Consider the following 17,083-nt stretch of genomic DNA (forward strand, 5'->3'; position numbering starts at 1 on the left):
CCATATACTCCAACAGCAGAAGCACGGAAAGGGGCCGAAGGCATCCCGTCTCCCCGCTACGAAAAAAAGAGCGGCCTCCTTGTCGATCTTGGAAGCCGCGACACTATAACTGCTAAATCGCTCTCTCCTGCCCGGACGTCTCCTTCACCTTCGGCTTAACCAGTGCGAAGCCCATTCCGCCGAAAATCAATACAATGCCCGCAATCTGCATGCCGGTTGGCCGGAATCCGGTGAACACCGTGTCCAGCAAGATGGCTACAGCCGGATCGAGAAAGACGAGCGCCGAAATAATGCGCGTCGGCAAATAACGCAAGCTGTCAAAAAACAAATAATAGACAAATCCGGTATGAATGAATCCCGTAGCCACAATGGCACCCCAATTGCTTGCCGTTACACCTTCAAAAGCATTGAAATCGACAAACGGCAGCAAAATGAAGATGCCGAGCGTTGTTTGCAGAACAGTCATCGCATAGGCGCTCATATTCGACACCCCCTTGCCCAGCAAGGTCGTAAACGCATAGAACAGAGCGGCCAGCAGCGCCCAGACCACACCCGAAGACAGCAATTCATCAAATGAAGTGCCGCTATTAAGGCCAATGACGAGCAAAGTGCCGATGAAACAGATGATGATCGACAGAAATGCCAGCAGCGTCAATCTTTCTTTAAATACGATGCTTCCGATCAGAATAACGAGCACCGGAGCCAGATGATAGATTGAAATGGCTATCGTAATGGACATCAGCTCAAAGGCTTTGAATAGAAATACCCAATTGAATACGAGAAAAACGCCGCAGGCCAAAATTTGCGCAATTTCCCGCTTGCTCCATCTTTCTCGCTTATATTGTCCGGACAAGACCCAACAGAGACTTAAAAACAACGTCGCGCAAATACAGCGCACAAAGACCAATTCGAGTGACGGCAGCCCCGTATGCTCGGAGAAGAAGCCGATCGAACCGAATATGCACATCGAAATGATCATTTTAACCATAGGCAGTGATAATGACTTCATACTAGAATCAACCCCTAGATGTTATAGCAATAACTACTAGTATATTATTTTTTTTGTATTCAGCCAACCGTTATTTTCCAAGGAGTCTAACTAACCTTCTTGGCCATAGTCATTTTTGATTACCAAACATGGCGATATACAAACCAGACAATACGATAATCATGCCGAGCAGTTGCTGCCACGATACCGTTGAGCCATACAGCGCTACTGAAGCCAGCGTTGCGACGATGGGAACCAGATTTAAGTACATGCTCGCTTTCATGGCCCCGATTTGTTCGACTCCTTTGTTAAAAATGATATAGCCTACCAGCGTTCCGCATACGACCATATAAAGCATCTCCTGCCATCCTTGCCATGACATTTGGGGAACCCGTTCCCAACCGCCTTCGAACGACGAGCTAATCGCAAGGAATATCGAACCGAATAAGGTCGTCAACGCAGTTGTGAATAACGGCGATACCTCCTTCATTACCGCTTTCCCTGCCAGACCATATAGCACCCCGCATATCAATGCCGCCACAAACATCAAATCTCCGATATTCAGTGACAAGGACAACAACGCGTCCAGCGAACCTTCCGTGATGACTATAAGCACGCCAATCGATGTTAGAAGGAGGCCAATCCCCGTTCTGCCGCTCCATGATTCCTTCAGAAACAGCACGGAGCCCAGCGCAGTGAACACGGGCATCGTCGCGATAATCAAGGAACCGTTAATGACCGAGGTATCATGCAGACCGGCGAAGAACAACGCGTTATAGCCGAATATGCCTGTGAAAGATACAAACAGCAAGCCTTTCCACCGCACTTTCAGCGCCCCCATATTCCATTCGGCTTGGATGGTGACGATTAAGGCCAATATAATTCCTGCCATGCCGAAGCGAATCGTGGCGGCCACAAGCGGAGGAATCTCGGTCACGACATGCTTCGCCGTCGCAAACGATCCTCCCCAAAATAAAGGGACGAGCAGCATCCATACGTACATTGAGCTCCATTTCGTTTTATCCTGCTTTGCCATGTTTCCATTCATTTTGTTAGCTCCTTCTCCATTATAATAATTATATGTTTAAACATATAAACATTTAATTCAAAAAAAATTAGTAGTTTGTCTCGATCGCCGCAATCAGCTCTTTAATTTGTGTCATGAATTCACTGGCGCGCAAAGAATAAAACTTTTCCGTGCCGTTTCTATCAAACGAAATCAGATCGGCTTGGCGCAATATTTTCAAATGATGCGATACCGTCGGTCTGGAAATCCCCATTTTTTCCGTAATTTGATTGACATTCAAGCTGCCTTGCTCCAGAAGCAGCATAATGATCTGTTGGCGATTCTCGTCTCCCAGCGCTTGGAAAATGGGAGTCGCTGCTTTGAATTTGTCCAACACAAGTTCTTTATTTCTGCATTCGAACGATTCCATCCAACCTGCGCCTCCTTATGTTGATACTTTTAAACATATTTATTTTATGCCAACTCCGATTGTTTTTCAACCGCCAGCATAGTAAAAAGAGCCCTCCTCCCGCAATGAAGGAAAGCTCTTGCACGGACAGCCATTTTTAAGAAAGAGCAATCTGCAACATGCTGTCTGCTTACGTCAACTTTCGCTGCAAACGCTGCAAGTAACGCCAGCGGATCATGATGAAGTATACGAACTGTACCGACACAAAGGATGCGAAAATGATAATCGAACCCATCAGCACCGAATAATCCACCAGCTGCTGCAGGGCCAGGAATGCCACCCCGCTGGCATCCGTCTCCACCACATAGACGGCATCCACTTGAATCTCGGGATAGACATAATTACGGATAAAGGAACGTTTATTATCTTGAATGACTTCATTCACGAGCGTGCGCAGCTGCGATCGACTTGGAAGTCCTAAGGGTTTCTCTGATAGATCGCAGCACTATTTGATATCCGGCTCCAGCACGATATAACTCCAGAAACCGCCTTTCGCATCAATATTGGCGCTGACGGTCGGTTGGCCTTTCTTCGTGAACGCATAATTATCCTTCTTGATGGTGACATCATAACCGGTCAAATCGATATCGAACAGCTTCTTTACCATCGGCTTGGCTGCGGCAACGGCCTGATTCTTCGTGTAGAACGGCTTCTTGTCCTGCTTGACGGCTTTACCCGACTTGTTGACAGCCTCTTTCTTCCCCCACAAGCTGATGTTTGTCACCTTTCCCGTCTTCGAATCAATATCCACGACATAATTGGCCAAGGTGTCACGGAACTTCCATCCGTCATAATGTTCACCGCAGTAGTGGATTGCTATGTCCAATTGCACGGCTGTACCGCCGTTCATAGTCTTCAGCGCGTTCAGCCCGGCATTTAGCGCCTTCTTGTCTGTCGCCTTGTCGAACGGGTAACTAATCGTAGCATCTTTCACCTTGAGTGTATCCGCATCAAGCGTTATCATGCTCTCTTTCCCCACATTGAGCGCTTTTGAGCCATGCTTTACAACCATGTCTTTCCCCGTCATAACCCACTCATGCACCGTGCCGTCGCTCAGGAACTTCTTCTCCCGGCTGACGGACTCTGCTGCGAACGTTTTGTTCGGATCAAGCTTGCGAATCGCTTGCGTCGCGGCATCCTTGACTAATGCGTCCAGAGCGCTCCACTTGTAGTCGGCGAATATGCCCTTAATGCCGCCTGTCTTCTTGTCAACCAGAATGCGGCCGCGTCCCAACTTATTGTTGAAGATCCATTGAGTTGAAATATCGCTAATGCCGTTTTTCTCAACTTCCAATTCGACTGCCGAATCGTTCAAGAAGGCGCCCAATTCCTGCTGCGCCGCGTCAATGACCTTCTGTTCCGGCTGGCTGTCGCTTTTGTTCGCGTTCTCTTCAATAATAATGACGGATTCGGCGGCATGAGCCGCATTCATCGGATAGGAGACAAGCAGCACACTGGCAATTGTCGTGCCTATCATCCATTTTTTCTTTGTCATGTATAAGTCCTTCCTTCCATTGTTAGTGATATTTCTACTCCTAATACCATGTAAGTCCGGACTTTCTTACACTCGCGCAACAAAAAGACTGCCAGGCACAATTGCCGGCAGCCTCTTCTTCTTCTATTGGATGTAGTCTTGGTTCAACTCGGACTATTTCAACGTTTCCGTCAATACAGGCACGATTTGCGATTTGCGCGACACAACGCCTTTGAGAACGGCTTTATTATCAACCAACGATACGTTGTATGCTTTCTCGACGGCATCTGCCGCGCGGCCAAGGGCCAATGCAACGGAGTCGTTATTTAAGATATCCGTCACGACGAATACGAACAAGTCCAAGCCCTTGTCGGCAATGATGTTGGACAGCACGGCTTCCACTTCGGCTTGGCGGGCAAGTACATCGTTGACATCCACGGCATTGACTTGCGCGATTTCGACCTTGGCGCTTCCCATTTGGAATTCCTTGGAGTCGAGGGAGACGAGCTGCTCAATCGTTTTGTCGCTCAGATCCGCACCGGCCTTCAACATATCCAGGCCATAGCTTTCTGCATCCACGCCGGCGATGTCCGCCAATTCACGGGCTGCCGCCACGTCTTCTTTCGTGCAGGTCGGGGATTTAAACAACAGAGAATCGGAAATAATTGCGGATAACATCAATCCCGCAATTTCTTTGCGGATGGAGATGCCGTGTTCCTTGTACATTTTCTTCAGAATCGTCGCGGTGCAGCCGACAGGCTCGGCCCGGTAATACAGAGGACCGCTCGTTTCGAAATTGGCGATGCGATGGTGATCGATGACCTCTAACACCTGAACTTGATCGATGTCACTCGCGCTTTGCTGGCGTTCGTTATGATCGACCAAAATAACGCCCTTCACTTCGTTCGCTACCGTGTCAACAAGACGAGGCGCATCGAATTTAAAGTGATCCAACGCAAACTGCGTCTCCCCGTTAACGCTGCCGAGGCGGACGGGCTCCACATGGAAGCCCAGCTGGGATTTCAAATCCGCGTATGCAATTGCGGAACAGATCGTATCGGTGTCAGGGTTTTTATGTCCGAAAATAAGAATTTTATCCATCTTCTTACTCCTTTTTTTTCATATATTCTGCTGAGAAAAGTATACACCAGAACTCTTGCGGAATAAAGGCTCTACGAGCTGACTCTCAAGGCCATCCATGATAATCCTCAAAATAGACAACCTCTGCTCAAAGGTAAAAAGGCCCACCTTGCGGTGGGCCCTTCTCCTTGCGGAAATAGAAACGATACATCGTGCCGCTGCTATCATGAACGCGTTGCAATGTAATCAGGTCTTGGTTGCTTGCCCGAGTAAGGCGCCTCCAGTCTATTGTCCACACTGTTATAGACAATGAACACATTGCTGCGCGGAAAAGGCGTAATGTTGCTGTTCGAGCCATGCATCACATTGCAATCGAACAACAGAATCGAGCCCGCCTTGCCCGTCGGCGCCACGATGCCGCCTTGGTTGACCAAGCAGATTAAGCTGTCTTGATCGGGGATTCCGTATTCTTGGCGGCGCAGCGATGACTTGTAATGGTCGTCTGGCGTTTCTCCGATACAGGAGACAAACGTGCGGTGAGAACGCGGTATTACCATTAATGGACCGTTGTTCGCATGATTATCTTCCAGCGCAATGGAGCAGCTCAGCGCCCTCATTCGCGGCATGCCATCCTCCACATGCCACGTTTCAAAGTCTGAGTGCCAATAAAACTCCTTGCCGGTAAAGCCTTGTTTAAAATTGATGCGTGACTGGTGCACATAGATCTGGCTGCCGAGAATCTGCTGCACGATGGACACAATTCTCGGGTGGCTGGCCAACTGCTGGAACGCCCCCTTGTCACGATGCACCGCAAATATGGAGCGTATCTCCTCGCTGCCGGGCTCCTGAATCACTTCAGGCTTGTTGCTGCCTTTATTTTCATGAAACAGTCTGACAAGCTCTTGCTTCCATACTTGCACCTCATCCTCGTCAAAGAATGAATCCAAAAACAAATATCCATTCGCTTCGTAGGAAGCAAGCTGTTCAGCCGTAATTTCAGCTTGGTTAATCATGTGGTTATAGACAACAGGATCCTGCCGTTTCAATAACAACGTTTCCGTATTCACCCTTGACGGATACACATCAGACGTTCCTGCAACATGTTGAACTTGGCTTTGCGATGTCATCATGGTCGTGCTCCTTCCATTAATTAGCTTCTAAAGGATACGTGCCTTCTGCATCATGAACTTCGCTGCCTGAGCAAGGCGGATTGAATACGCACAGCATGCGCATTTGACTCTTCCCTCTCAACAGATGCTTTTCGTGACCATCGAGTACATATAACGTCCCGGGCCGTATTGGATATATGCTTCCGCTCTCTACTACCTCTATTTCTCCTTCTCCCTCTACACAGTAGACAGCCTCGACATGATTTTTGTACCAGATCTCGGTTTCCGTGCCCGCTTTGATCAAGGTATCATGCAGCGAAAACCCTACCCCATCCTTCTTCAGCAGCAATCTTCTGCTGTTCCATGTATCTGCCTTCACATCATGCTCCGTACCGATAATGTCAGATAAATGCTTGACGATCATAGCGAATTCCTCCTATTCGTGAAATATATGTTTGCTACCGTTCTTCTGCAATTTCCTTCATGCATGTTCGCAAAATATCCAATCCTGCAAAGAGACCCGCTTCATCAATCGTTAGGGGCGGCATAATCTTGGCCACCTCGCTGTCTGTACCGGACGTCTCCATAATGAGCCCCTTAGCAAAGGCTCTGGCACAGAGTTTCTCCGCCGCACCAGGTATGCCGAAGGCAATCCCCTGCATCAATCCTCTGCCTCTAACCGATCCTTGTAGTTCAGGATATTGTGCGACTTGTTCATCCAAACAAGTCCTGATGATCTGCCCTTTTGCCATAATCTCGTTCGTGAACTGCCCGGACTCCCAATAACGGAGTGCCTCTGTGGCCGTAACGAAAGCGAGATTGTTCCCTCTGAACGTTCCGTTGTGCTCGCCCGGCTTCCAGATGTCCAGATCGGGGCGAATCAAGGTAAGCGCCATCGGCAATCCGTAGCCGCCTATCGATTTGGACAGGCAGACGATGTCCGGTATGATGCCTGCCCGTTCGAAGCTGAAGAACGTCCCCGTCCGGCCGCAACCCATTTGGACGTCGTCCACAATAAGCAGAACTTTTTTGCTGCGGCAGAGCTGCTCCAGACGATGCAACCATCCATTGCTTGCCTCATGAATGCCGCCTTCGCCCTGAATCGTCTCGACGATGATGGCTGCGGGCAGCGATACTCCGCTTCCGCTATCAGTCATATAGTTCTCCATATACTCAATCGTATCGATATCAGGACCCAAATAACCGTCATACGGCATAGATACAGTATGGTGAAGAGGAATCCCCGCTCCCCTCCGTTTGAATTTGTTGCCCGTTACAGACAAAGCGCCCAGCGTCATTCCGTGAAAGGCATTCGTGAATCCAAAGATCGTCGAACGTCCCGTCACTTTACGCGCCAGCTTCAACGCGCTCTCCACCGTGTTCGTTCCCGTAGGGCCAGGAAACATGACTTTGTAGGGAAGCCCTCTCGGTTTAAGAATCACTTGCTGGAACTTCTCCAGAAATTGTTCCTTGGCTCTGGTAGCCATATCCAAACTATGTGTAACGCCATCGCTTTGGATATAATCGAGCAGTTTTTGTTTCATGGCGCAGTTGTTGTGCCCGTAATTGAGCGCACCTGCGCCGGCAAAGAAATCAATATACTCATGATTATGGGCGTCCCACAGCTTATAACCTTTGGCTTTCGTAAATACGGTAGGAAACGACCTGCAGTAGCTCCGTACCTCAGACTCTAACGAATCGAATACTTGTAACGATGGTTTACTTGAATCTAATAGTTTCATGTCACCGTCTCCATTCTATCGTTTTTGTTGTTGCATAATGGTCCTATTCGGATCAGCTTCTCGCTCTCGTGCGCCCCTTCCGGGAACAAATGAGAGGAGAATCCTTCTTCCGTCACGAGGGCACTCTTCCATGCTATTGCCATTTTGGCAAATAACCGTTGCGAAGGCGTGTTGCTTGGCGTTATCGTCGTCTCAATAAACCGAACCTGTTCGCGGCACGCTTCATCATACAATTTTTGTAAAAGCGTTTCGGCAATTCCCCTGCCTCTATAGGCATCCTGTACGGTTATTTGCCACACGAACAGCGTTTCCGGTGTTTCCGGCGGCAGAATCGCGGATACAAACCCGATAATGTTCCGATTGCACTCCGCCACGATGCATGTATCTGAAAAGTATTCACACAGCATGATGTAGCAATAGGCCGAATTCACGTCAAGCGTGCCGCTCTCCTCCACTAGCTTCCATATCTGTTTTCCGTCGGCCACCCTGGCTTTGCGCAAGGTACAAGGAATGGATTCCGTCAAGTTCATGGTCATGGTCACGATTCCCCCTCTGCCGCAGATGTAGTGGCTTGTTGAAGCCCTCCCATATACCAGGTCTGCCGGAAACGGCTCAAAAAGGTTTGCAGACGAGGGCTTCGCGGGTTCTCGAATATCTGTTCCGGCGTTCCTTGTTCGACAATCGCACCGCCGTCCGTAAAGATAATCCGATCCGCAATCTCCCTTGCGAAGTCCATCTCATGCGTAATCAGCATCATGGCCATGTCGCCTTCTGCAGCGAGATCCTTGATGACCGTAAGCACCTCGCCGACTAGCTCAGGGTCAAGCGCAGAGGTAGCCTCGTCGAATAACATCACTTTCGGGCGCATCACAACGGCCCTCGCAATCGCAACCCGCTGTTTTTGCCCGCCTGACAGGCGTGCAGGGTATTCGTCCACCTTGTCAGTCAATCCGACCTTCGCAAGCATTTCAATGGCGCGCTCTTCGGCTTCCTTTTTGTGCAAACCCAATACGTGAATGGGCGCTTCGGTTACATTGCGCATAATGGTCATGTGTGGAAAGAGGTGAAAGTGTTGAAATACCATTCCGATACGGCTGCGGACTTTGTGCAGATGCTTTTCGTTCGCCGCAACAAGCTTCCCCTTCACTTCCTGATGCCATAACCATTCTCCATCAACTTGAATCGTTCCCGAAGTTGGCTGCTCCAATGTCATGAGCATTCTGGCCAATGTCGTTTTTCCCGATCCGCTCGGACCGATAACCGCAACCTTTTCACCAGGATATATATTAAGATTGATGTCTTTCAGCACGGGAACAGAACCGTAAGACTTGCACACGTTCCGGTAAATAACGATAGGACTTTGTGACGTTGCCGGGGCAATCGGTTTGCATTGGGCGCTTTCCATCTCCGATTTTCCCCTCCCCTATTTTATTTGGAATTTCCTTTCCAGCCTTCTGATAAGCAAAGATGAAGGATAACTCAGCAGCAGAAATAATAGACCTACCAGCGTAAAGGCTTCTAAGTAGCGAAATGAGCCCGAACCGATCGCTTTGGCCGTTTGCAGCAGTTCTACAAGTGTGATGGCCGACAAGATTGGCGTTTCTTTAAACATCGTAATTAAATAATTGCCCATGACAGGGATGACCGGCGGTATTGCCTGTGGCAGAATGATGTTCTTCCACGAATGCCGCCTTCCGAAATTAAGAGCCTTCGCCGCTTCCCACTGCCCTGCAGGCACCGCCTCGATGCCCGAGCGGAATACTTCGGACATATAGGTGCTATAATGTAAACCTAAACCAATGACTCCGGTTACGAATGGGGTAAATGAAATGCCATAAAGCGGCAAAGCATAAAAGAGAACGAATAGCTGAACAAGCAGCGGTGTGCTGCGGATGAACTCCATCCAGGCCGTCGCCAATACAGACATTGCTTTATATTTGGATCGTCGGGCAAGCGCCAACGGCAAGCCGAGTGTACACGCCACCGCAAATCCGAGCAACGTGGCTCCAATCGTAATCGGAAGCACTTGAAGCAGTTGAGGAAGAATCTGCAAGGCATAATGCCAACTCCACATCCGCTACACCCTCCCCTTCACGGCCCTGCGCTCCAAATATCGAATGCCGAGCGTCAAGGAGTAGGCCATAATGAAATAAATCAAGAGCATCAAAGCAAAAATCTCGGTTGTACGGGAGTTGTCGAATGAGCGTAATACCATTCCCTGATAAGTCAAATCCATCAGCGTTATCAAATATACGAGTGAAGTTCCCTTGAGCAGTTCAATTTTGAGATTGCCGAACGAAGGCAGCATGAGCACCATCGCCTGCGGCAAAATGATTCTCCGCATCCGCAGCCAAGGGCTCATATTTAAGGCGGCAGCTGCTTCATACTGACCCTTGGATATGGACAAGATGGCACCCCGTACCACTTCAGAGCCGTAAGCGCCATAATTTAAACCAAGAGCAAGCACTGCAGCGGTCATCGCGGACATGCGAATGTCCAGCAGCATGGGCAGCGCAAAGTACAGCCAAAACAGTTGAACCAGTAAAGAGGTTCCGCGGAACACTTCAACATATACCATGCTGGCAAAGCGGATGCTGCGATGCTTAGACAAACGCATCCCCCCCGCCAGAAAAGCACTTATGAACGCCAATATGGTAGAAAAAAATACGAGTTGAAGGGTGACCCACGCTCCCCGCAAAAGCGTAGGCAAAAATTCAGCCAGCGTTACGAGTGTACCCATTGGTTCACTCTTGTGACAGCTGTTCAGCCGTCATGTCTTCAGGCAATTCCTGCTCGGTAAAACCGAACGGTTCCAAAATTTCAAGCAGTTTGCCCGATTTTTGCAAGCTGTCCAATTCTTTATTGAAAGCCTCCCGGAAAGCGGTATCTTCCTTGCGAAACGCCGCCGCTCCATACCCTCTTACGTTCTTTCCCTCTATCTCCGGTTGCTTAAAGTCCATGACACGCTCCAATTGGTCATCCTTCGTCGAATCCAGCATGGCCTGCAAGGATGGTCCTGTCATCGTCACCGCTTCCACACGGCCTGCTTGCAGGGCCGAGATGGCAGACGGCTGGTCTGGAACAGTAACAATTTGCTCCTTCGCCACACCTGACTTCGTCAAATATTCGGCTTCTATCGCCCCGACCATCACAGCCACTTTGACATCCTTATTGCCGGCTATATCCTTATAGCTGTGCAGGTTGGCCGGATTCCCTTTCTTGACGGCCAGTGCCTCGCCAATGCTGTATTCCGGATTGGCAAAGGCTACTTCTTTACTTCGTTCCGGATTAATGAACATCCCTGCGGTAATGATGTCGAATCGCTTCGCCTTCAAGCCCGGTATTAACGAACCGAATTCCGTCAGCACGCCGTTCATCTCATTGATGCCCATACGTTTCAGAATTTCTCTAGCCACTTCCACGGCCTCCCCCGTCAATTTCCCATCCGGAGTGGCATAAGCATATGGCTTCTCATTAGCGAATCCTACGGTAATGAATCCTTGTTGGTTGGCTCTTTCCAGTAAGTTTTCTTGATTGGTTGATTTTTCACCGTTTGCTTCTGTTCGGCTGTTGATGTCCGTCGAAGTACAGCCCACCAGCATGACCGCCAGTGCGAAACATAGCGCGTACGAAAACAACTTCTTCATCCGAAAACTCCTTTTCCTTTTTTTGGGGCCCTATTAAAGGGTAACATGAACCAAAATGTATCTCATCCTTGATATTTCCACTTCATCCATCTTCAGGACTCTTATCCTCTGAACAGATGAGATTAGAGGGTCTATCCAAAAAATACCTCCCATATCCTCCCCAATGCGGCATGATTCGAATTTTAAAAAAATTCAATTGATTGAGAAAAAGAATAATAAACTGCAAAATCGAATGATTTATTCGATAATTTAACTCAATTTGATCAATTTTAGATAAAATCAACCAAATTCAACTCTCTGATTACTTGCACAATCAACAAACTGGTGAATTTCAACCACAGACACCAGTTTGCAAACCGTCCGAACTACCGTACTTGCCTCGACAAAAGCATTCCTCTGCCAGGCAGACGTAATCTTCTCGCGGAGTCGCTCGGAGAAGCCGATTATTTTTTTGCAAGTGGAAAATACTTGAAGGGTAAGGGCCGTTTTTCACAGTCTTACAGGATAATTTTGTGAATCGCCCATCTTTTGATGCGGAGAAGGAGTGATTGGGATTGAAAACAACGAAACGGTATACCCGTCAATCAGGAAAAAAAGGGCTGCTCTGCACACTCGCGCTGGCGATGGCATTGTCGCTATGCGGTCCTGTCTACGCAGCGGAAGGCACAGGCGCCGACAAGCCTGCCTCGTCCTCCACAGCGGCGCCAACCGGGCAAACATCGGCGGCAAGTGCGGGGCCGACGGATTCGAAGGAAGTGGAGGCATTCGCCGACAAGCTGTTCGCTTCCCCGAAGCTGGAGAAGGTCCCCGGAGCCGTCTTCGTCGTCGTGAAGGACGGCAAGGTGCTCCTCAGCAAAGGATACGGCTATGCCGATGTCGCGGCCAAGAAGCCGATGGATCCCGACAATACGGTCATGCGCGTAGCATCCGTCACGAAGCCGTTCACCTCCGCGGCACTGCTGCAGTTGGCCGAACAGGGCAAAATAGACTTGAAGAAGGATGTCGAAGCCTATATGGGCGGCATGAAAATTCCGCGAAAGGTCAAGGGTCCGCTGACGGCCGAGCACCTGATGACCTATACGAGCGGTTTTGATTTTGCTGATACCCCGAGCAATACCAACATTGACAACATTTCCGATTTCGTGCGCCACTTCATGCCGACCGTTGTACGCAAGCCCGGGGAAACCTACATGTATGACAATTTCGGCTTCATGCTGCAGGGGTATATCGTGGAGCAAGTTGCCGGCATGCCATTCAATCAATACGCTAAAAAGCATCTGCTGGATCCGCTTGCCATGAACCACAGCAGCTTCGTCATGACGCCGGAAACGAAGGCCGGCTTATCGGTCTCGTACCAGCCAACAGGCGCAGTCCTTCCCTACTATGAGACTATGCCGGCGGACAGTCCGGACGGCAGCCTGCTCTCGACCGGAGGCGACATGGCGAAGTTCATGATCGCGCTGCTAAGTGAAGGGACATATGACGGCAAACAAATTCTAAAACCAGAGACGGTGCGCAGCATGCTGGACGTAAAGGTATCCTCGCATCCACAGCTTCCGAATACGTCCTATGGGTTCGAAGCGAGCTACCGCGAGGCCTTTAACGGCCAGAATGTCATCGGCAAAGGCGGAGATCTGCCGGGCTTCAGCTCATGGATGTGGCTGCTGCCTGAACATAAAACAGGCGCGTTCGTCATTTTCAACCGGAACGATGGCATGGCCGATAACTTCCGCGAATATATCTTCAAGTCGTTCATGGACCGCTATTACCCGGATAATCGGCCGGAGCCCGTCTTCTTGAAGCCGACGCAGAAGGAGCTCAAGCTGTACGAGGGCAACTATCGCGATTTGCGCACAGGCTTCTATGTTGTTCGCGTGGAAGCGCAAGCGAACGGCACGCTGGAGTTGGCCGATCCGTTCTTCGGGCGGCAGCGGCTGCGCCAAGTGGATCCGCTTCTCTTCGTTAACGACCAAGGCCAACAAATCGGCTTCAAGCGGAATGCGGACGGCAGCATCGCTTATATGGACAAAGGAGGCGTCGCCTGGTCCGAGAAGCTGACCGCAACAGAGGTCAAGTTCAAGGACATCGGAGCGGACCATCCGTATCGCCCCTATGTGCGCGACCTCGTTATGAGAGGCGGCATTGACGCTGAAGCAGGCGCACGCTTCTGGCCTAGGATGGTGATAACGCGCGCCGAATTCGTCTCGATGCTAATGGCCAGCATGCATTTGAAGCGATCGGCGAATCCGCCGGCCTTCTCCGACACGATCGGCCACGCGGCGGCGCAAGACATCCAGACGGCAGTCGAGTGGGGGGTTCTCACGGCCGCGGCCGATAAACGTTTCGAGCCGGACCGGCCGATTACCCGTCAGGAAGCGGCCGCCCTCATCTGGCGGATCGCTTCCCTGCTCGGCGTGCCGAAGCAGGATGCGAAGATATCTGGCGATACCGGCTCTTGGGCGCTTCCGGCCGTGAAATACATCGTTGCCGGCAAGAAGCACGGCCCGGAAGTAACGCCGAAGCCGGACGGATCGGTCGATTACAACTCGACGCACGCCATGCTGCGCGAAGAGGCGGCCGCGCTCATCAGCACGTTCCTCGCCAGCCCGATGCAGTAACGATTGCTGAGGCAAGCCACGCAGCCTGCTTATATCAGGTATCGCAACAAGTCAGCCTCGGACACACTGCCGTCCGAGGCTGACCCTTTGCCGGATCCGCTGCACAAATTCAGTCCCATCCGATTTAATCGCACTCTCCGCACATTTGACTGAATATTTTCCAACAGGGACAGCTTCGAGCGTGTAAATCAATGCAAATCCGCTTCCCATCAAGCGGAGCTGGCACGTTGCCTCCGCGGAATGACTCATCGCAACACTTTGCGAAGCACAGCAGTGCCTTCCAGATCCGGCACCGCTTCTGTCGTATATCCCCTCTTCGGACATGTTCCAGTCCGGGAGTATTTCCGTAATTTCCGTTTGACGGGTCAGTGAATATAGATCGGGAATATCCGCCCTTGTGAATTCTCTCAATCGTAACGATTCGGTTGCAAAACCAAGCTGTTGTCTCATTTATAAAACACCTTTCAAAGTGAATGAAATTTCCGTATCCGCATTTGTCCAACAAAAAAACGGAGTGCCCCAAATAGGCACTCCGCAAGTATATGCAATACTCCCGCTGAGTCCATGTAATGGGTCAAAAGGGCACACTTCTCCCGTTGTTCAAATACGGGATTTTTGTGCTATTTGGCAACCATTACAAAGAAACTGGCATGAAGTATAAATTCCCCTTTCCAACATCTAACTTTTAATCTACCATGAATATAAAATAGCTGTAAACAAAATTTTCATATTGCGTGAACCTCCCGGCTGTGCCGCAGAATCTAATGTATTAGATGCAAGTCGGCGAGGAGGAGCTAAATGATATGGCCAAACTATACTTCAATCTGGACTTGAAAGGCTGCGAGGTATCTATAGAATATGATGAATACACGTTTGCCACAAAGGGAAGCCGTCCGTGAAAGGCACGATCAATGATAAGGGGGAATTCCGGAAGATGACGATTTCCCCCCTCCGCCTCCTGAACAGCGAACGGAAATTTTGCAGTAAGTCACAAAGGAGATTATAACATTGCAGCAGCTAGAGCATGAAGTAGAGCGGGCCCGCCAAGGCGACAAGGATGCGTTTGGAACGCTCATTCGGGCTCATGAAGCCTCTCTTTACAGAATAGCCAAGTCCATTGTGTCCTCGGACGAGGATTGCGCGGATGCCATCCAAGAAGCGGTACTGAAAGCGTACCGCTCTATTCATTCATTGCGGGAGCCGCGATATTTCAAGACGTGGCTCGTTCGGATATTGGTGAACGAATGCCGATCGATTTTGCGAAAGCGGAAACAGACCGTTCCGTTCATCGAGCTTCAGCATGCGCGTGCGTATGAAGACGATTACGTGCATATTGAGACACAAGAGATTGTCGATTCGCTGGACGAAGACTTACGCATTGTCGTCACTTTATTTTACATTGAAGATTTGCCGCTGAAAGAAGTGGCCGACATGCTGGATCAGCCTGTCGGCACGGTCAAATCACGCCTCTACCGAGCCCGGCAAAAGCTGTCCGAGCTGTTGAATGTCACTAACGGCAGCGGAAAGGAGCTGACAACCTGATGGAGTCCAAAGTGGATGAAGAAATTCGTCAGCGGTTAACGGCCAGATGTGCCTCGGATCTTCCCGATCTGGTGAAGACGCGGTTGGAAGAGACGCTTCAATCCCTCGACGCTGTGCCTGTGCGAAGAAAAACGCGTAACCGCAAGCCATGGTTGGTCGCTGCCGCCGCCATCCTTATCATTGGCGGCACGCTAGCGTCCGGCTTCGTGTCCCCCGTAATGGCGGAGACGCTGAAAAAAGTGCCGTTTATCGGTCAAATTTTTGAAACGCTCGGTGATGAAGGTCTCCAAAATGCGAACCGGAAAGGATTGTCCGCGCCTGCTCATTTCACCGCCGCCGATCAGGGCATTACCCTTACCATTACAGAGGTATTGTACGACGGCGTCCAGGTCGTGCTCGGAATCCAGGAGGAATCGGAAAATGCATTGCCCGCGCTTGACGACAGCTGGGACAGATATGAGATTGAATTACGTGACTATTACGCTGATGTGAGCGACATATGGACGCATAAAGCGACACGGATGATTTCAAAAACGCCAGCGCAAAATATTGGAATTTTGAAGTTCGAATCTGTCCATGGGTTGGAAGCAGAGCGTGACGCCAAGCTGCCCGACGAGTTCACCGTTCCGTTTTCAATCAAGCAGGTGGGGGAGGTAAGCGGGAACTGGGAGTTCAACGTCCCTGTCAAAATCAATGATTCCCAAACCCAAAAAATACTCCCCGAGGAAACGAAGCAAGTAAACAATGGAAAGGGCTCTATCACCCTTCAATCCGTAATCTCCACGCCACTCGGAACAGAAGTGAGATTCCAGATTGCAGAGGATTCCTCACCGGATAAACAGAAGAAAAACTGGAGTGGATGGAATAGTTCCTATATCTTAATGGATGAGAACGGATATATTATTCCATCGATGGGTGGTAAAGGAGGACCGGGTGCTCAAACCGATAATAGCACGGTGACAATGGAATTTGCATTTGATTACGCCCCATTGCCCGAGCATGCCAAAAAGCTCATATTCAAGCCCTATTATCCCGGAAAACGCTATGGAGACAATACCGTTATAGTGGATCCGAATGCTTTGCCGGTAACCGTACAGCAAGGAGAAATCGGTTCGATTACGATACGAAGCATTGCGTTCAACCCGGATAAAACGGTGCTGCACTTTGATGTTGAGGGCAACTCCCCGGAAGATCAAACAAACGCCATACTGCTTATACAAGACGGTGAGCGCGTCTGGTATAGAAATAAGTTATTGAAAGTAGAAAATGGGATATATTCGTACGTTATGGAATGTGATGATCAGCCACTGCAAAAAGACAAAGAAATCAAATTCTATACAAGCAAAATACGGAAGGCCACCTTCTTCAAGGAGCTCGAATTCGAAATCCCTTTACAGTAACAACATGA

General features: G+C 49.8%; 18 protein-coding genes. 3 read left to right on the forward strand and 15 right to left on the reverse strand.

Annotation, left to right across the window (positions count from 1 at the left end; translation table 11 throughout):
• Window positions 1–112 precede the first annotated feature (112 nt).
• From JSQ80_RS06915 to ehuB, 14 genes are all read right to left on the reverse strand, one after another.
• Window positions 113–1,009, reverse strand: a complete 897-nt coding sequence (locus JSQ80_RS06915; RefSeq protein WP_087431930.1) for a DMT family transporter — start codon at window positions 1,007–1,009, stop codon at window positions 113–115.
• 109 nt (window positions 1,010–1,118) lie between these two features.
• Window positions 1,119–2,036 (reverse strand): DMT family transporter, encoded by a 918-nt coding sequence (locus tag JSQ80_RS06920; RefSeq protein ID WP_206094829.1) that lies wholly within the window; start codon window positions 2,034–2,036, stop codon window positions 1,119–1,121.
• A gap of 67 nt (window positions 2,037–2,103) precedes the next feature.
• Window positions 2,104–2,424 (reverse strand): ArsR/SmtB family transcription factor, encoded by a 321-nt coding sequence (locus JSQ80_RS06925; RefSeq protein WP_206094830.1) that lies wholly within the window; start codon window positions 2,422–2,424, stop codon window positions 2,104–2,106.
• Window positions 2,425–2,593: 169 nt separating this feature from the next.
• A complete protein-coding gene (locus JSQ80_RS06930) occupies window positions 2,594–2,848 on the reverse strand; it encodes a hypothetical protein (protein WP_206094831.1) in 255 nt (84 codons plus the stop codon).
• Window positions 2,849–2,908: 60 nt separating this feature from the next.
• Complete coding sequence (locus tag JSQ80_RS06935; RefSeq protein ID WP_206097761.1) at window positions 2,909–3,958, reverse strand: hypothetical protein; 1,050 nt, start codon at window positions 3,956–3,958, stop codon at window positions 2,909–2,911.
• A gap of 153 nt (window positions 3,959–4,111) precedes the next feature.
• The gene (locus tag JSQ80_RS06940) at window positions 4,112–5,038 is read right to left on the reverse strand and encodes a manganese-dependent inorganic pyrophosphatase (protein WP_087431923.1); all 927 of its coding nucleotides are present in this window, start codon (window positions 5,036–5,038) and stop codon (window positions 4,112–4,114) included.
• Between the two features lie 203 nt (window positions 5,039–5,241).
• Window positions 5,242–6,144 carry an ectoine hydroxylase gene (gene thpD / locus JSQ80_RS06945; protein ID WP_418888895.1) on the reverse strand — a complete coding sequence of 301 codons (903 nt, stop codon included), beginning with the start codon at window positions 6,142–6,144 and terminating at the stop codon, window positions 5,242–5,244.
• A 19-nt stretch (window positions 6,145–6,163) separates the two neighbouring features.
• Window positions 6,164–6,550, reverse strand: coding sequence for an ectoine synthase (locus JSQ80_RS06950; RefSeq protein ID WP_087431921.1), 387 nt, complete (start codon window positions 6,548–6,550; stop codon window positions 6,164–6,166).
• Window positions 6,551–6,584: 34 nt separating this feature from the next.
• A complete protein-coding gene (gene ectB / locus JSQ80_RS06955; protein ID WP_206094833.1) occupies window positions 6,585–7,868 on the reverse strand; it encodes a diaminobutyrate--2-oxoglutarate transaminase in 1,284 nt (427 codons plus the stop codon).
• Entirely contained in the window at window positions 7,865–8,404 is a 540-nt protein-coding gene (gene ectA / locus JSQ80_RS06960; protein ID WP_206094834.1) for a diaminobutyrate acetyltransferase, read from the reverse strand. The genes ectB and ectA overlap by 4 nt, the downstream gene beginning before the upstream one ends.
• A 2-nt stretch (window positions 8,405–8,406) precedes the next feature.
• Complete coding sequence (gene ehuA / locus JSQ80_RS06965) at window positions 8,407–9,273, reverse strand: ectoine/hydroxyectoine ABC transporter ATP-binding protein EhuA (protein WP_087431918.1); 867 nt, start codon at window positions 9,271–9,273, stop codon at window positions 8,407–8,409.
• Between the two features lie 18 nt (window positions 9,274–9,291).
• Window positions 9,292–9,942, reverse strand: coding sequence for an ectoine/hydroxyectoine ABC transporter permease subunit EhuD (gene ehuD, locus JSQ80_RS06970; protein WP_206094835.1), 651 nt, complete (start codon window positions 9,940–9,942; stop codon window positions 9,292–9,294).
• Between the two features lie 3 nt (window positions 9,943–9,945).
• The gene (gene ehuC / locus JSQ80_RS06975) at window positions 9,946–10,608 is read right to left on the reverse strand and encodes an ectoine/hydroxyectoine ABC transporter permease subunit EhuC (RefSeq protein ID WP_206094836.1); all 663 of its coding nucleotides are present in this window, start codon (window positions 10,606–10,608) and stop codon (window positions 9,946–9,948) included.
• Between the two features lie 4 nt (window positions 10,609–10,612).
• Window positions 10,613–11,515, reverse strand: coding sequence for an ectoine/hydroxyectoine ABC transporter substrate-binding protein EhuB (ehuB, locus tag JSQ80_RS06980; RefSeq protein ID WP_087431915.1), 903 nt, complete (start codon window positions 11,513–11,515; stop codon window positions 10,613–10,615).
• 554 nt (window positions 11,516–12,069) lie between these two features.
• Between ehuB and JSQ80_RS06985 the strand changes: the two genes are divergently transcribed.
• Window positions 12,070–14,133 (forward strand): serine hydrolase, encoded by a 2,064-nt coding sequence (locus JSQ80_RS06985; protein ID WP_206094837.1) that lies wholly within the window; start codon window positions 12,070–12,072, stop codon window positions 14,131–14,133.
• A 51-nt stretch (window positions 14,134–14,184) separates the two neighbouring features.
• On the opposite strand, the gene JSQ80_RS06990 is transcribed toward JSQ80_RS06985, so the two are convergent.
• Window positions 14,185–14,583 carry a GNAT family N-acetyltransferase gene (locus tag JSQ80_RS06990; protein WP_206094838.1) on the reverse strand — a complete coding sequence of 133 codons (399 nt, stop codon included), beginning with the start codon at window positions 14,581–14,583 and terminating at the stop codon, window positions 14,185–14,187.
• A gap of 558 nt (window positions 14,584–15,141) precedes the next feature.
• On the opposite strand from JSQ80_RS06990, the gene JSQ80_RS06995 reads away from it, so the two are divergent.
• Together JSQ80_RS06995 and JSQ80_RS07000 are read left to right on the forward strand one after the other, a co-directional pair.
• Entirely contained in the window at window positions 15,142–15,675 is a 534-nt protein-coding gene (locus tag JSQ80_RS06995) for an RNA polymerase sigma factor (protein WP_087431913.1), read from the forward strand.
• Window positions 15,675–17,075, forward strand: coding sequence for a DUF4179 domain-containing protein (locus JSQ80_RS07000; RefSeq protein WP_206094839.1), 1,401 nt, complete (start codon window positions 15,675–15,677; stop codon window positions 17,073–17,075). Before JSQ80_RS06995 ends, JSQ80_RS07000 begins: the two co-directional genes overlap by 1 nt.
• The last annotated feature ends 8 nt before the right edge of the window (window positions 17,076–17,083 follow it).

This window comes from Paenibacillus apiarius (assembly GCF_017052585.1).
Lineage (GTDB): Bacteria > Bacillota > Bacilli > Paenibacillales > Paenibacillaceae > Paenibacillus_B > Paenibacillus_B apiarius.

Excerpts from the sequence above, each read along its gene's own strand:
- JSQ80_RS06915 (WP_087431930.1), bottom strand. The coding sequence starts at position 1,009 with ATGAAGTCATTATCACTGCCTATGGTTAAAATGATCATTTCGATGTGC.
- JSQ80_RS06920 (WP_206094829.1), bottom strand. The coding sequence starts at position 2,036 with ATGAATGGAAACATGGCAAAGCAGGATAAAACGAAATGGAGCTCAATG.
- JSQ80_RS06925 (WP_206094830.1), bottom strand. The coding sequence starts at position 2,424 with ATGGAATCGTTCGAATGCAGAAATAAAGAACTTGTGTTGGACAAATTC.
- JSQ80_RS06935 (WP_206097761.1), bottom strand. The coding sequence starts at position 3,958 with ATGACAAAGAAAAAATGGATGATAGGCACGACAATTGCCAGTGTGCTG.
- JSQ80_RS06940 (WP_087431923.1), bottom strand. The coding sequence starts at position 5,038 with ATGGATAAAATTCTTATTTTCGGACATAAAAACCCTGACACCGATACG.
- thpD (WP_418888895.1), bottom strand. The coding sequence starts at position 6,144 with ATGACATCGCAAAGCCAAGTTCAACATGTTGCAGGAACGTCTGATGTG.
- JSQ80_RS06950 (WP_087431921.1), bottom strand. The coding sequence starts at position 6,550 with ATGATCGTCAAGCATTTATCTGACATTATCGGTACGGAGCATGATGTG.
- ectB (WP_206094833.1), bottom strand. The coding sequence starts at position 7,868 with ATGAAACTATTAGATTCAAGTAAACCATCGTTACAAGTATTCGATTCG.
- ectA (WP_206094834.1), bottom strand. The coding sequence starts at position 8,404 with ATGACCATGAACTTGACGGAATCCATTCCTTGTACCTTGCGCAAAGCC.
- ehuA (WP_087431918.1), bottom strand. The coding sequence starts at position 9,273 with ATGGAAAGCGCCCAATGCAAACCGATTGCCCCGGCAACGTCACAAAGT.
- ehuD (WP_206094835.1), bottom strand. The coding sequence starts at position 9,942 with ATGTGGAGTTGGCATTATGCCTTGCAGATTCTTCCTCAACTGCTTCAA.
- ehuC (WP_206094836.1), bottom strand. The coding sequence starts at position 10,608 with ATGGGTACACTCGTAACGCTGGCTGAATTTTTGCCTACGCTTTTGCGG.
- ehuB (WP_087431915.1), bottom strand. The coding sequence starts at position 11,515 with ATGAAGAAGTTGTTTTCGTACGCGCTATGTTTCGCACTGGCGGTCATG.
- JSQ80_RS06990 (WP_206094838.1), bottom strand. The coding sequence starts at position 14,583 with ATGAGACAACAGCTTGGTTTTGCAACCGAATCGTTACGATTGAGAGAA.
- JSQ80_RS07000 (WP_206094839.1), top strand. The coding sequence starts at position 15,675 with ATGGAGTCCAAAGTGGATGAAGAAATTCGTCAGCGGTTAACGGCCAGA.